This window comes from Mesorhizobium sp. M1328, assembly GCF_040318075.1.
Taxonomy (GTDB): domain Bacteria; phylum Pseudomonadota; class Alphaproteobacteria; order Rhizobiales; family Rhizobiaceae; genus Mesorhizobium.
This window is the reverse complement of the sequence record NZ_JAMYLO010000001.1, coordinates 495,741-509,138: the sequence shown is the minus strand read 5'-3', so window position 1 is coordinate 509,138 and position 13,398 is coordinate 495,741. Positions and strand designations below refer to the sequence as shown.

The following is a 13,398-nucleotide window of genomic DNA, read 5'->3' as shown; positions in this document are numbered from 1 at the left end:
ATATCCGCAGCCAAGGCGCATCGTCAGATTGGTTGCGAATTCATCGACCAGAGCGGATCAGACAGGCTCAACCGATTTGACTTTGCCGTCGGTGTCCACGAGGCAGCTTGTCTTCTTGCCACTGGCATCGAGTTCGACCTGATAGGTCTTGGAATCGAGCTTGCTCGATGAAACCGGAAGTATCTTCGTGCTGTCGACGCCGCTCGCCTTGGCGACCGCATTGGCGCAAAGCAGCTGAAGGTCCGCCGGGGCCGTCTCGACCTTGGTCCTGGACATCTGGTCCTGAGGCGGCGGCGGTGGCGCGCTGACGCAAGCGCTGAGGGCTCCAGCCAGGAGTGCGATTGCTGTCGCCCGGATTGAAGTTCTCACTGCATTTTTTGCCGACATTGCTTGTCCCTCTCCGAATGCCGCTCACACACCCTTGTAAAGTGCCGCCCCTTGCATGAGAACGATGACCTTGGCCCCAACTTTGACGCGGGATGCGAGATCGACGATGTCGTCGTTCTCATACGGATGCATCCCGATGACACATCGAGCCCGATCGTCCATGGCTCCGGGGTCCCGTGTATCCGGTAGATCGTGTCCTGGTCGCGCTCATAGAGGTAGAACGCCCTCGCGCCGAGCGGGTTGTCGGGCCCTCCCTTCATGCCTCCGGCGTATTTCACCGCCTTCGGATCGCGAGCGACCATTTCGGCCGGAGGCGTCCAGGTCGGCCACTCCGCCATGCGGCCGACGCGCACGATGCCGGCCCAGCCAAACCCCTCCCGGCCCACGCCGATGCCGTAGCGCATGGCCTGCTGACCCGGCTGCACAAGGTAGAGAAAGTGCTGGTTGCCATCGATAATGATCGTGCCTGGCGCTTCCGCGGTGCGGAATTTGACCATCTGCGGACGAAATGCCTCGGGCACCTCATTATGCGCGGCGTAGTATTTGCGCCTTGGTGCGATCGTAGTCCACCCATTTGTGGGTTTTCGGGTCGAAAACCTGTGTTCCCGCAGCCAGCGCTCTTCCCCCTCGCTTCGGTGCTGAAATGAACCGGGACGGGAACAATCTGTCGCGGCAAGCACCGGGTTGTGACACCAGCCCCATCTTCCGACGGGCAACGGCTGAAGGTGCAGCAGTGCGTCCGCCAAAGAGAGCGCCTTCACGTGCCGCCCCTGCAGGCTACCCGATGACAATCCGACTGGGAAGATGCTCACAACGCGGCCGCGGCGCCCTCCACTGCGCCTCTATGCGGCACGCCGCAGCGTTGAAAGTCCGGTAAACGGGCGGCGTTTCTTTCGGCCTGCGCAACTGCTGGCTGGGTTCGAAAAAATACCACAATAGATCGCGATTAGGGCGATCATATAAGATGCAGTCTCGTCGCGCCTTTTTTGTAAAGCTGGCGCAAAATTCACAGCAACGTAGAATATTACTTGTACTAACTCGGATTAATGAGAACAGAACTAAGGGAGTATTCCGGAATCTTGCTACTGGTCACATTTCAGTATCTGCTAAGATAGCCAGTGCTGATTCCGAATTATTAAGCATTTGCAAAATTCAATCCTGCGATATTGGGATTTGTCCTTGTCATAGGCTGACTCGGACGCAATTTCTTGGAAGCACAGCCGCGTCAGCGGATTGTTGAAACATGCTTGGGCGGATGGGGCACTAAGCATGGAGAGGAATATTGACATTCGCTAATGCGGCGGCCCCCGCCGGGAGCGTTTCCTCCTACGTAAGAGATTACGGCAACCGTCGGCTAAGTCGTCGAATGCATCGCCCACAGCCCGGCTCTCGTTCGATGGCCGGCGAAGCTTTGCCGTCCTCCGATTGGCGCCAGACTTCGCGGCAAGAGCGGGGATCGCCGCCTGCAATGGCCTTCCGATATGGACGATGTCCGCCGCCAACCAGTCGGAGGAATGAGTCATGAAATTCGTAATCTGTGCGGCCTTGGCCACTGCTTTGATGGCGATCTCCGGTTGTACCATCGACGACTACGATGGTTGCCGCGGAAGGACCTGCCTGGTTGATCGGTTCCATAAAGGGAGCCGGAAGATAGACGACCGGCCGCAGTTCGACAGGAACGGCAATCCCAACTTCGATACCAGGGGCCGTTACATCGGCTGCCATGGGCTCGGATGTAAGGTCGACGATCCTGATGACGGGGATCAAAGCATCGACGACAGGCCGCAGTACGATAAGGAAGGCAATCCGAACTTCGATACGCAAGGCAACTACCAAGGCTGCCGCGGCATCGGCTGCGAGGTCGATACACCGGACGATGACAATTCATCGGACGACGACGATTCCGATTAGTGGACCCTCCAACACGAACGAAGAGAATGCCCTCATGTCTGAATCCAACGGTCTTATCCCGCGATGTGCCAAAATCGTGATGATCGGCCTCATGGGGCTGGCAACGACGCTGACCTTCGCTTTCGCCGCGAATGGTGCCTGCGACGGCGTAAAGGTCGATGTGACGAAGGCGCGCAAGCAGGAATATGCCCCCCTCGTTGCCTCGGCGTTGGACAACAAGGTCAAGCCCGCTCGGGTGAAGTTCATCACGATCATGGAGAACGGCAACTGGAGCGCTGCCTACGTCTCCACGCCGGTGAGCGACGACGGCGTGATGTTCTTCCAGACAGTCGACGGAAAAAAGCAATTTCGCGACGTGTGGGGCGGCTATGCCGACCCGTCGGAAAAACCTGAACTGGTATCCTGGGCGAAGAAGCTCGGAGCGCCGCAAGATCTGGCAAAGTGTTTTGCCGAGGAAGTTACGGAATGACGGTGATGATCGCTGGAAATTGCCGCTGACCGTTGGTGCAGGGGGAGAATGATTTGGGAGCACCCGGGGCGCCGGGCCTCTGAGATCGGTTCCAATCATCAGCTGCAGGATGTGCAAAATGCAAACTGTTCGAAAATCCAGACTGATAATTCAGTTCGCCCATGCATTGGCAACTTCAGTGAAAATGACGGCTGTTGTGAGTGTAGCCATCCCGCACACGATCAATGTTGCGTATGCCAGCAAATATGATCTGCCGAAACCCTATGTTTCCCGGGCTCTTAACGCGGTTTTGATACCCATCAACCACGCCTCTCGGCACCGCTACCAGATCCCGCCCAAGCTTCGCGGGGTGTATGTCTTGGCCGTTGCACCCCATGGCGTTGCCGCGCGGCAAGGCATCCGGCCGGGTGACGTGCTTGCCACAGTGCGGCATCAACCGATTTCGACGCCGACCGATGTCGACCGACTCGTTTGGGCCGCTCTTGCCGTGAGCGCTACCAGTTTTCTGTTTGGCGTGAACCGCGGAACAGAAGTCGCAGATGTCGTCGAGGTCAATACCAACATCACCGTCAACAACTTCAATACCAACATCTCGGTCAACAATATCTCGCAATGGACGAGCGTCGATAACCATGAGGAGTGGACGCAGATCGTCGATCAGTACGACGACGAGATGGAGACAAGCCTCGAAGACACCAGCTATCGCGAAGACGACTCGCTGCCCGGCGACGCCAGTCCAGACGCCAACGCGCCTTCTGCCGATGCTGACGACGATTCCAACGACACCAGCGCGGACACCGATGGCGATAGCTCGGACGAGAGCACCGATGACAGTTCAAATGATCAGGACGATTCAAGCGATCAGAATGACGATGAGCAGCAGTCGGACGACACTGATGACGACGACAACACCGACGACGATAGCTCGGATGACAACACCGACGACAATAGTTCCGATGATCAGGACAATTCTGGCGATCAGAACGACGATGAAGATTCAGCGGGCGGTGACGATGACCAAAACAGCACCGACACCGACGATGACAGCACGGATGGCGATGCGTCGGATGACAGTAGCGACGACAGTAATGGATCGGATGATGACGATTCCAACTAGTGGCTGGCCCTGGCGGCGACGGATATCTGAAGTGAACGGCGGGATAAACCACCGCCCGTCAATCGGTGGAATCTAAACGGAGGACAATCGATGAAAACCGCAATACTGACTGCCGTGGTTCTGGCCATGCCGACGTTCGCCTCTGCCCAGGACAAGTGCTACGACGCCGCCAAGGATCAGGCCTCGCTGAATGCGTGCGCCGATGCCGCGTTCAAGAAATCCGACAAGAAGCTCAATGAGCTTTACAAGCAGATCGAAGCCCGCCTGAAGGACGACGCGGATACCAGGAAGCTTCTTGTCCAAGCACAACGGGATTGGGACAAATTTCGCGACGCCGAGTGCAGTTTCCAGACTTCAGGAGCGGCCGGAGGAAGCGTAATGCCGATGCTCACCGCGCAGTGCATGGACAGCCTGGCGCAATCCCGTGTCAAAGCCTTCGAGGGTTACCTGAAATGCGGCAAGCAGGGCGATCCGATGAGTTGCCCCGTTCCGGCCGCGAATTGACACGTCGGTGCCGGGATGAGGACCTTCATCGTATCTGCAGTGCACTTGATAGCTGGGCTCTTGCTGGCGGCAATTGTTACGGTCGCAAGTGCCGCTGAGATCCCCGAAGGGGACTATTACATCGTCGCGAAGCATTCCTACAAAGCGCTCACCGCCTTTGAAGGCAGGCATGGCGAGATCGTGCTTGGTCAGTCCGCTCGCAAACCCAAGGATGGTCCCGCGCAGCTGTGGACCATCACCAGGGCGACCGGGGAAACGAACGGCGCAACCTATCAGATCCGGTCTCTACGATACGGAACGTATCTCGCCGGCGGCGACGAAGACGAAAACGGGGATACGAGTGTCGTCCTCGAGGATGAGCAGTCCGCTGGAGGGTGGCGCTTCAAGCCGCATCTGAACGGCTATGGCATCGAGCTGGATGACAGCGGCACGACGCTCAACGTCAGGGCCAATGAACGTGCGGACGACGCTCGGATCATCGTCTATGACGCCAGCCTGGACGACAATGCCCAGTGGTTGCTTTATCCGGCCGGCAATGGCGACCGACCGGCAGCGGCGTCGGCAGTGGTGTCGGAATTCGACAATCTGAACAAGCGCTATCGCCTTGCTCCGATGCCTGCAGCCACACCCGACGCCAATAGGCTGAGACGCACGAAGCTGATGGACGATCAGCCAAGCGGTGTGTTCGTGAAAAAGGGAGAAGCGGTATCGGTTACGGCCGAAGGCCTGCCGCCTTCCCCCGACGGCTTGATGATCATGATCGGCCCGATGAACAGCTTCTATGACGAAAGACCCCAGGATGACCCGCAATTGGTCATTGCCAAGGAAGGGCGCACCGACTTCACGGCGAAGCGCGACGGGCTGATCTATTTCCGCTACGCCGAGAGCGGCTTCAGTGCGGCTCTGCCTCCGATCGACGTGGCAATTGCGCGTGGCGGCAGTTCGATCCCCCTCTACGTCAAGGGAAAAACAAGCTTCGAAGACTGGCGTAAAATGCTCACCGACATGCCCGGTGCGCCATTCGTCGAGATGATAAGCGAGCGTGTTGCCATTACCGCGACCCGCAAAGTCTATATGAGGGCGCCTCAGGACGACCCTGCGGAAATTCTCGACACCCTCGAGCAAATTCTAGGCTGGTACGATGCACTATCTGGTCTCGACGGTTCGTCCAAACTTCATCGGGCATCCCATTTGCGCATGCACTATCAGCAGGACACGGTGACACCGGCGAAGGTCTTCGAAGACGGCATATACATGTACGCAGGCAACTATTTCATAGGTGTCCCCGGCAGCAACATGGGTGATTTGCTGAACGTGAAGAAGCTGCGGCAAGCGTGGTCGATCTGGCATGAAACCGGCCATATGTACCAGCAGCAAGATTGGACCTGGGGCGAGATTGTAGAAACTACGGTCAATATCTACTCGCTCAACGCCCAGGCACATTTTGGCCATCCGTCCCGCTTGAAAGAGCGCGATGACTCTACTGGCAAGACGCCGCTGGATCTGGCGGCGCGATATCTGGCGCGGAAGACGCGCGATTTCGACAATGAAAAACAGATGCGTGTCAGCGCGGATGACGACGATGAGCTTTGGGCGCGGCTGGTCATGTTCGATCAATTGCGCCGGGGTCTCGGCGAGGATTTCTATCCGAAGCTTCACCGATATTATCGCGAGCATCCACTGGATGATGCCAATGAGCAGGATGCGGTCAAGGTACAAACCTTCATCCTGCGTGCCAGTACGGTCGCAAATCAGGACCTGACCCAGTTCTTTTCCGATTGGGGGCTGCACATCGAGCAGGAAACCGCCGACAGATTGAAGCGTTTGAACCTGCCTCCAGCAGATTCTCAACTGTCGCGCGTTGGTCTGAATGTCGCTTCACGGTGAAGCCGGCGGCGAGCGTCATGCCGGCGCCAGACACGAAAGGATGCGGGGGCATCGGCATTGCGTGAGGGGCCTTAAAGGAGGTGGATTGTGAAACGCTATAGATCACTGCCCGCAGTGACGATTGCAGCATCTGCGCTGTTGGCATGTGTTGCGTCGGCAACAGCCCAGGGCGATATGGGCTTCGACGTCAACGTCACGCTTTCCAAAAAGGCAGCCGCCAGGCTCGTGGCTAAAAAGGAAGGGATCGTTGTCCTCGCCTCCTATTACGGTGACCCGAAGCGGAGCGCCGAGAAGCACGCCAACGAAGTCGGCCAGATCGATCTCACGCCGCAGGACGAAGAGGTCGAGATAGCGGGCACAGCGGGCCACGCTCACATCAGCGGCACAAAGGTCGACACGAAGCGTCTCGACTGGCTTGCCGGCCCTCCCGAGGTCAACGTCAACGTTGCGTCGGCGCGCAAGAGCAGTCCGGACAATCTGCTCAGCTGCGATTTCATCGACGGTCCACTAAGCGATGTTCAAAGGAAGCCTGTGACGCTTCATTGCGGATTGATCGAAGAAAATGTGGACACGAAGTTGAGGCCATAAGGCTTACAAAAATCATGCCGCCTCGTTACCGGCGCCAACGCAGATTATCGGCGGCATGACCTGCTTTGCTCAAGGGAGGTGAAGGTTCTCATGCGCCCATTGTTCGCTATCTGTTTCTGCCTGGCCATCATGTCCTTGCCTGCCGCCGCCTATGCCGAGCGTCGTTGTGGCTGGTACTCCAGCCCGACACTCGGCAACCTCGTCCTGACCGACAGTGACGGGGATTGGTGGATCCAGATGCAGGGACGGCCGGATCCCAAAGGCATCGACAATGTGCCGGCCTTTAACGAGCGACAATTCGTCGAGACCAATGTGCCTGGTTCGGGCCACGGCTACGGATGCGCGTGCATGACCGTCGTAACCAACGCCAAGCAACAGAAGATCACCAGAGTGATCTCGGGCCAAATCCTTCCGCTGCTGCGCTGTCGCAACGACAGGTCGCTGCCTAACCCGGACGGATAATTGTTAGATATCTTGTGGATGCCATGGACGACGGCGGACGCCTAGGCATCAGCTCCAGAAAAAAAGCCCGGCAAAACCGGGCTTTTTCTTGGGGTTTCTGAACCCTATCAAAAAGTTCGAAACGGGAATTTGGTGCCCAGAAGAGGACTCGAACCTCCACTCCTTGCGGAACACGGACCTGAACCGTGCGCGTCTACCAATTCCGCCATCTGGGCTGGTGCGCGCTCATTAAGCGGGCGAGGGATGAGTGTCAACGCGCTTTTTTGAAAGCCGCGTTCCTTCTCCGGCTCAATGCTCCAGCACTTCCTTCGACGCCACCGTGGAATCGGCGTTGAGCGTGTAGATGACCGGCACGCCGGTGCCGAGTTCGAGCTTGACGATCTCCTCGCCCGATTTGCCGTCCAGCGCCATGATCAGCGCGCGCAGCGAATTGCCGTGTGCCGCCACCAGCACGGTGCCGCCGCGCAGAACATGCGGCTGCAGATCGTGCAGGTAATAGGGCCAGACGCGCGCGCCGGTGTCCTTCAGGCTTTCCCCGCCGGGCGGCGGCACGTCATAGGAGCGGCGCCAGACATGCACCTGCTCCTCGCCCCATTTCTTGCGCGCATCATCCTTGTTGAGGCCGGACAGATCGCCATAGTCGCGCTCGTTCAGCGCCTGGTCGCGTACGGTTTCGAGCTCGCTCTGGCCGAGGGCATCGAGAATATGCTGGCAGGTCTTCTGCGCCCGGATCAGCGACGACGTGAACGCGATGTCGAATTTCATGCCACGCGCCCTGAGCTTGGCGCCGGCCGCCTTGGCCTCGGCATGACCCAGTTCGGTCAGGTCGACGTCGCGCCAGCCGGTAAAAAGGTTCTTCAGGTTCCATTCGCTCTGGCCATGGCGCACGAGCACGAGAGTTCTCGACATATTTGCTCCTTCAAATTTTGTGGATCGGCCAAATTTTGTGGATCAGCCAAATCTGTGGATCAGCTTGTCAGGCCGAGCACGTCCCGCATCGAATATAGGCCCGGCTTGCGGCCGCGCGCCCACAGGGCTGCCTTGACCGCGCCGCGGGCAAAGATCGCCCGGTCCTCGGCATGATGGGCGAGCGTGATGCGCTCGCCGGTACCGGCCAGCACCACACTGTGATCGCCGACCACCGAGCCGCCACGCAAGCTGGCGAAACCGATCGAGCCTGCCTTGCGCACGCCGGTATGGCCGTCGCGCACGCGAACATCGTTGCCGGCAAGTGCTACGCCGCGCCCAGCGGCGGCGGCCTCGCCGAGCAGCAGCGCCGTGCCCGACGGCGCATCGACCTTGTGCCGGTGGTGCATTTCCAGGATCTCGATGTCGAAATCGTCAGCATCGAGCGCGCGCGCCGCCTGCTCAACCAGCACCGCCAGCAGATTGACGCCGAGGCTCATATTGCCTGACTTGACCACCGTCGCGTGGCGCGCCGCCGCCGCGATCCTGGCATTGTCTTCGGCCGAGCAGCCGGTGGTGCCGATGACATGGACGATGCGCGCCTGCGCGGCATAGCCGGCGAATTCGACAGTTGCTGCCGGCGTGGTGAAATCGAGCACGCCGTCGGCCTTGGCGAAGGCCGGCAGCGGATCGTCGCCGATCGCCACCTCGAGCCTGCCGACGCCGGCCAGCTCGCCGGCATCCTTGCCGATATGGGGCGAACCGGCCCGCTCGATCGCGCCGGCAACGCGGGCGCCCGGTATCGTGTGGATGGCGCGGATCAGCGCCTGGCCCATGCGGCCGGCCGCGCCCACCACCACCAGGCCCATTTCACTAACGGTCGAAGTGTCACTCATGAATGTCTCCCGGCCGCCTTTTTCGCGTGACCATGTTGCGCCGCAGTCTGGATTGGCTTGCCGTCATCGACAAGCCCCAGCCCTTTCCTGCCCTGCACCCGGTGGAACCGCGCATAGACGCTGTGCGGGTCGGCCATCAGCGAGGCATGCGTGCCCTGTTCGACCAGCCGGCCCTGCTCCAGCACGATGATATGGTCGGCATTGACCACCGTCGACAACCGGTGCGCGATGACGATGGTGGTGCGCCCTTCCATGACATGGGTCAGCGCCTGCTGGACGCGGGCCTCGGCCTCGTTGTCGAGCGCCGAGGTGGCTTCATCGAGCAGCAGGATCGGCGCCTGCCGCACGATGGCGCGGGCAATCGATACGCGCTGGCGCTGGCCGCCCGACAGCGTCACGCCGTTCTCGCCGACGGGCGTGTCATAGCCTTGCGGCTGCTGGCGGATGAAATCGTCTGCCGCGGCCTGTTGCGCGGCGCGTTCAATCTCGGCGTCGGTGGCGCTCAGTCGCCCGTAGCGGATGTTGTCGCGGATGGTGCCTTCGAACAGATAAGGCTGCTGCGATACATAGGCAATCGAGCCGCGCAGCGAATGCTTGGTGACCTTTGAAATGTCCTGGCCGTCGATTTCGATGCTCCCCGACTCGACGTCGTAGAAGCGCTGCAGCAGCGCAACCAGCGTCGTCTTGCCGGCGCCCGAGGCGCCGACGATGGCGGTCACCTTGCCGGCGGCGGCGACAAAGCTCAGATCCTGCAGGACCGGCGCCTCCTCGACGTAGCGGAAGGACACATTGTTGAAGCGCACTTCGCCAGAGGTGAATTTCGCCTCGGCGGCTGCCGGCACGTCACCCTGCTGCGGCTCGAGGTCGAGAAGCTCGTAAATCATGCGCGCATTGACCAGCGACTTTTCCATGCCGACCTGCATGCGCGCCAGCCGCCTGGCGGGGTCATAGGCAAGCAGCAGGGCGGTGATGAAGGCAAACACCGCGCCCGGCGGCTGGCCGCCGACGGTCGCCCGGTAGCCGGAATAGGCGATGACGCCGGCGACGGCGAAGCCGGCCAGCATCTCGGAGATCGGCGTCAGCCGTTCCGAGACGCGGGCGATCTTGTTTGCCCGCTGCTCGGCGCCCGCGACGAGGCCGCCGATGCGGCGCGACAGCTCGTCTTCCAGGGTGAAGGCCTTGACGATGGCGATGCCCTGGGTTGCTTCCTGCATGGCGCCGATCAGCCGCGAGTTGATCTGCACCGATTCACGGGTGATGCGACGCACCCGGCGCATCAGATAGGTGACACTGTAGATCAAGGGCGGGCCGATCAGCAGCGACATCGCCGAGAGCATCGGGTCCTGCCAGATCATGACGCCGACCAGCGCGACAAGCGACACGGCATCGCGCGCCAGCGATGTCAGCGTCATCGACAGGAGATCGCGGATGCCGTTGACGTTCTCGTTGATCTGCGCGGCGAGCCGGCCCGAACGGGTGTCGTTGAAGAAGCTGACGCCGAGCTTCATCAGATGGTCGAAGATGCGGCGTTGATAGCGCGCCACCAGATTGTTGCCGATTTTGGCCAGCGTCACTGCCTGGCCGTAGCTGGCCAGCCCGCGAAGCATGAAGGCGGCCAGGATCGACACGCTGATCAGCGCGATAAGATCGCCGCGCTGTTGGTAGAAGATCTGATCGATGACATCCTTCATGATCCAGGCTGTGAAGGCGGTCGTCACCGCGATCGTCACCAGGCACAGCACGGCAAGAGCATAGTACCAGCGATAATCGCGGCTGTTCTCGGCGATGATGCGGCGGATCACCGCCACGATCTCGCTGGGACGGACTTTCCCTTTGGTTGGTGCTGGAAGTGTCAAGTTGGAGCGCTTTGTGGTTTCGGTTCGGCCGGGCTGCAATTCGGCAACCTCTTACCGCCCCAATGGCGGCTTGCCTATGGCTGGGGACGGCGAAACTTCGTCGCGGCGCAGCTTGTGTCCTAGACCCGCCAGCGCCGCCCCGCCGTCTGCACGCCGAACAGCGACGGATTTCTGGCATAGGCGGCCAGTCCTAAAAGCGCCGCCAGCGGATGGGTGATGACATAGACCGGCATGCTGCGCATCAGGGCGCTGTGCGGCGCCTTGTCCTCGAAGGCGGCGCGAAAATTGCCGGTGCGCAGTGCCGGCAGGATTTTTTGCGCGATGCCGCCGGTGAGAAACACGCCGCCGCGGCTCATGAACACCAGAGCTAGGTCGCCGGCGGTGCGCCCCAGGCAAGTGACGAAGATCGACAGCGCCTCTTCGGCCACCGGATCGTTCTTTGCCAGCGCCGCGGCGGTTACCTCGGCAGGCGTGGTAAAGGGCGACGGCTTGCCGTCCGCCTTGGCCACCGCCCGGTAGGCATTGACCAGGCCGCGCCCGGACAGGATCTGTTCGCCGGAGATGCGGCCCTCGAGCTTCTCGATATGCGGAAACACCTGGAAATCGCGCGGCGAGCGCGGCCCAATATCCATATGGCCCCCCTCGCCGGGCACCGGGATCCAGTGATGCAGCGCATAGACCAGCCCGGCGACGCCGAGCCCCGTTCCCGGGCCGAGCACCACCCGCCCGGAATTCGGTTCCGGCGCGTCACCGCCGATCTTTTCCATATGCTCTTCGCCGAGCGCGACGACAGCCAGCGCCTGTGCCTCGAAGTCGTTGAGCACGACGACGTCGCTGAGACCGAGACTGGCGAACATCTGTCTCGGCTTGACGATCCATGGGCAATTGGTAAGCGGGATCTCGTCGCTTTCGACAGGACCGGCTACCGCCAGCACAGCCGAATTCGGCCGGACCGACGAGCGGTCGAGCACGGCCGACTGGATCGCCTCGTCTATCGTATTGAAGTTGGCGGTCTGGACGATCGTCGGCTCGCCGGCTTCGGAATTCGCGTCAAGCACGATCGAGAAGCGCGCATTGGTGCCGCCTATGTCGCCGATCAGGATCGGAAATCGCAACAGAGTGTCGTCGTCGCTTACGCCTGGCATGCTCTCGTCCGTTCCCGACGCGTATCGCCGTTCTCTCGTTGACTAGCGCATGACCGCAAAAAGGGAAATCGGTTTTCGAAGTGGAGATGCACGGATGCAGACAGCGAGCACGCCGCCCCCATCAGTGCCCCGGTCGTGGACGCGGCAGTGGAATGCGGATCTCGGGGGTCGCCACAAAGGCGTTCGCCGAGGCCGGAAGCGCTGCCGCGCCGGCTGCGACCGTCGGCGGCGGCGAAGGCTCTGTCGCGGGAGCAGGTACGGCCGCGATCGGCACGCCGTCGCCATGGTAGGTGACTGCTTCCGCCGAGGCCGGAGCCGGCGCGTCGAGCACGAACTGGCATTGCCTGGGCAGGTTCGCCATCGTCATCACGTCGCGTGCCTTCGGCTTGTCCGGGTTCTTGTTGGGGCGCCACGGCTCCTCGGTGAACCACCACGCCAGCGCCTGGTCGCAGCCATCGCCCGGCACCGTCGCTTCCTGCGCCTTGCAGTCGGGTGATCCAGCCTGGCAGCCGATGCGAATGTGGAAGTGGTAGTCGTGGCCCCAGAACGGCCTGACCTTGCGCAACCAGCTGCGGTCGCCTTTGACCGTGTCGCAGAGCTTCTTCTTGATCCCTGGATTGACCAGGATGCGCTCTACTTCAGGATAGCTCGCAGCGCGCTTCAACAGCCGCGTATGCATCGGCGTCCACAGCCCGTCCTTCACCAGATGGGTCTTTTCATCGACCATCAAGGTAGCGCTGATGTTTTCGCGCTCTTCGGTAGAAAGCTTGCGGTCGGGCATCGGCGTCAGCCAGATGTCGGCGTCGAGGCCGATCTGGTGCGAGGCATGGCCGGTCAGCATCGGACCGCCGCGCGGTTGCGAGATGTCGCCGATCAGCAGGCCCGGCCAGCCGTCGGCCGCGGCATCGCGCGACAGTTTCTCGATCAGCGCGATCATTGCCGGATGGCCCCAGCGGCGATTGCGCGACGGCCGCATCACCTCCCAATGCCGGCCGTCCAGGGGCAGGGCGACGCCGCCGGAAAAACAGCCTTTGGAATAAAAGCCGATCGATTGCGCTGCTGCGAGTGCCGGCAGCTTTTTGGCGCCGAACAGGTCTTTTGCTCGTTCCTCGGCGCTCGTCGTCTGCGCTGCAAGCGCCGTCAAGCCGGCGACGGCCAGTGCTGCCGAAAGCAGCAGCGTTTTGCCGGGCAACGCTCGCTTTAACGTCTTCCCCAAGCTGGACCCCTCCGCGATTTGAACCGCATCATACTACGCCCCGCGCAACATATC

General features: G+C 60.9%; 13 protein-coding genes, 1 tRNA gene and 1 pseudogene. 7 read left to right on the top strand and 8 right to left on the bottom strand.

Annotated elements, in window-relative coordinates; all coding sequences use genetic code 11:
• Positions 1-57: 57 nt before the first annotated feature.
• Both NKH23_RS02530 and NKH23_RS02525 read right to left on the bottom strand, forming a co-directional pair.
• The gene (locus NKH23_RS02530; protein WP_352913142.1) at positions 58-276 is read right to left on the bottom strand and encodes a hypothetical protein; all 219 of its coding nucleotides are present in this window, start codon (positions 274-276) and stop codon (positions 58-60) included.
• Between the two features lie 135 nt (positions 277-411).
• Positions 412-1,050: pseudogene (locus NKH23_RS02525) on the bottom strand (L,D-transpeptidase).
• An 858-nt stretch (positions 1,051-1,908) separates the two neighbouring features.
• Between NKH23_RS02525 and NKH23_RS02520 the strand changes: the two are divergent.
• From NKH23_RS02520 to NKH23_RS02490, 7 genes are all read left to right on the top strand, one after another.
• On the top strand, positions 1,909-2,298 hold the full coding sequence (locus NKH23_RS02520) for a hypothetical protein (RefSeq protein WP_352913144.1): 390 nt from the start codon (positions 1,909-1,911) through the stop codon (positions 2,296-2,298).
• 79 nt (positions 2,299-2,377) lie between these two features.
• A complete protein-coding gene (locus NKH23_RS02515; RefSeq protein WP_352977073.1) occupies positions 2,378-2,767 on the top strand; it encodes a hypothetical protein in 390 nt (129 codons plus the stop codon).
• A gap of 118 nt (positions 2,768-2,885) precedes the next feature.
• Entirely contained in the window at positions 2,886-3,884 is a 999-nt protein-coding gene (locus NKH23_RS02510; RefSeq protein ID WP_352913148.1) for a PDZ domain-containing protein, read from the top strand.
• A gap of 90 nt (positions 3,885-3,974) precedes the next feature.
• Complete coding sequence (locus tag NKH23_RS02505; RefSeq protein WP_352913150.1) at positions 3,975-4,388, top strand: lysozyme inhibitor LprI family protein; 414 nt, start codon at positions 3,975-3,977, stop codon at positions 4,386-4,388.
• A 15-nt stretch (positions 4,389-4,403) separates the two neighbouring features.
• Positions 4,404-6,275 carry a M60 family metallopeptidase gene (locus NKH23_RS02500; RefSeq protein WP_352913151.1) on the top strand — a complete coding sequence of 624 codons (1,872 nt, stop codon included), beginning with the start codon at positions 4,404-4,406 and terminating at the stop codon, positions 6,273-6,275.
• Between the two features lie 174 nt (positions 6,276-6,449).
• Complete coding sequence (locus NKH23_RS02495; RefSeq protein WP_352913153.1) at positions 6,450-6,863, top strand: hypothetical protein; 414 nt, start codon at positions 6,450-6,452, stop codon at positions 6,861-6,863.
• A 90-nt stretch (positions 6,864-6,953) separates the two neighbouring features.
• Positions 6,954-7,325 (top strand): DUF4087 domain-containing protein, encoded by a 372-nt coding sequence (locus NKH23_RS02490; protein ID WP_352913155.1) that lies wholly within the window; start codon positions 6,954-6,956, stop codon positions 7,323-7,325.
• Between the two features lie 130 nt (positions 7,326-7,455).
• On the opposite strand, the gene NKH23_RS02485 is transcribed toward NKH23_RS02490, so the two are convergent.
• From NKH23_RS02485 to mepA, 6 genes are all read right to left on the bottom strand, one after another.
• Positions 7,456-7,540, bottom strand: a tRNA-Leu gene (locus NKH23_RS02485).
• A 73-nt stretch (positions 7,541-7,613) separates the two neighbouring features.
• Complete coding sequence (locus NKH23_RS02480) at positions 7,614-8,234, bottom strand: 2,3-bisphosphoglycerate-dependent phosphoglycerate mutase (protein WP_352913157.1); 621 nt, start codon at positions 8,232-8,234, stop codon at positions 7,614-7,616.
• Between the two features lie 59 nt (positions 8,235-8,293).
• The gene (gene dapB, locus NKH23_RS02475; RefSeq protein ID WP_352913159.1) at positions 8,294-9,127 is read right to left on the bottom strand and encodes a 4-hydroxy-tetrahydrodipicolinate reductase; all 834 of its coding nucleotides are present in this window, start codon (positions 9,125-9,127) and stop codon (positions 8,294-8,296) included.
• Positions 9,124-10,983, bottom strand: a complete 1,860-nt coding sequence (locus tag NKH23_RS02470; RefSeq protein ID WP_352913161.1) for an ABC transporter ATP-binding protein — start codon at positions 10,981-10,983, stop codon at positions 9,124-9,126. The genes dapB and NKH23_RS02470 overlap by 4 nt, the downstream gene beginning before the upstream one ends.
• 119 nt (positions 10,984-11,102) lie before the next feature.
• Positions 11,103-12,128, bottom strand: a complete 1,026-nt coding sequence (locus NKH23_RS02465) for a glucokinase (RefSeq protein ID WP_352466604.1) — start codon at positions 12,126-12,128, stop codon at positions 11,103-11,105.
• 121 nt (positions 12,129-12,249) lie between these two features.
• The gene (gene mepA, locus NKH23_RS02460; protein ID WP_352715994.1) at positions 12,250-13,344 is read right to left on the bottom strand and encodes a penicillin-insensitive murein endopeptidase; all 1,095 of its coding nucleotides are present in this window, start codon (positions 13,342-13,344) and stop codon (positions 12,250-12,252) included.
• Positions 13,345-13,398: the final 54 nt, after the last annotated feature.

What these genes read in the sequence shown, in the direction of transcription:
- NKH23_RS02495 (WP_352913153.1), top strand. Translation starts at nt 6,450, where the DNA reads ATGGGCTTCGACGTCAACGTCACGCTTTCCAAAAAGGCAGCCGCCAGG.
- NKH23_RS02505 (WP_352913150.1), top strand. Translation starts at nt 3,975, where the DNA reads ATGAAAACCGCAATACTGACTGCCGTGGTTCTGGCCATGCCGACGTTC.
- NKH23_RS02500 (WP_352913151.1), top strand. Translation starts at nt 4,404, where the DNA reads ATGAGGACCTTCATCGTATCTGCAGTGCACTTGATAGCTGGGCTCTTG.
- NKH23_RS02515 (WP_352977073.1), top strand. Translation starts at nt 2,378, where the DNA reads ATGATCGGCCTCATGGGGCTGGCAACGACGCTGACCTTCGCTTTCGCC.
- NKH23_RS02490 (WP_352913155.1), top strand. Translation starts at nt 6,954, where the DNA reads ATGCGCCCATTGTTCGCTATCTGTTTCTGCCTGGCCATCATGTCCTTG.
- dapB (WP_352913159.1), bottom strand. Translation starts at nt 9,127, where the DNA reads ATGAGTGACACTTCGACCGTTAGTGAAATGGGCCTGGTGGTGGTGGGC.
- NKH23_RS02480 (WP_352913157.1), bottom strand. Translation starts at nt 8,234, where the DNA reads ATGTCGAGAACTCTCGTGCTCGTGCGCCATGGCCAGAGCGAATGGAAC.
- NKH23_RS02510 (WP_352913148.1), top strand. Translation starts at nt 2,886, where the DNA reads ATGCAAACTGTTCGAAAATCCAGACTGATAATTCAGTTCGCCCATGCA.
- NKH23_RS02465 (WP_352466604.1), bottom strand. Translation starts at nt 12,128, where the DNA reads ATGCCAGGCGTAAGCGACGACGACACTCTGTTGCGATTTCCGATCCTG.
- NKH23_RS02520 (WP_352913144.1), top strand. Translation starts at nt 1,909, where the DNA reads ATGAAATTCGTAATCTGTGCGGCCTTGGCCACTGCTTTGATGGCGATC.
- NKH23_RS02530 (WP_352913142.1), bottom strand. Translation starts at nt 276, where the DNA reads ATGTCCAGGACCAAGGTCGAGACGGCCCCGGCGGACCTTCAGCTGCTT.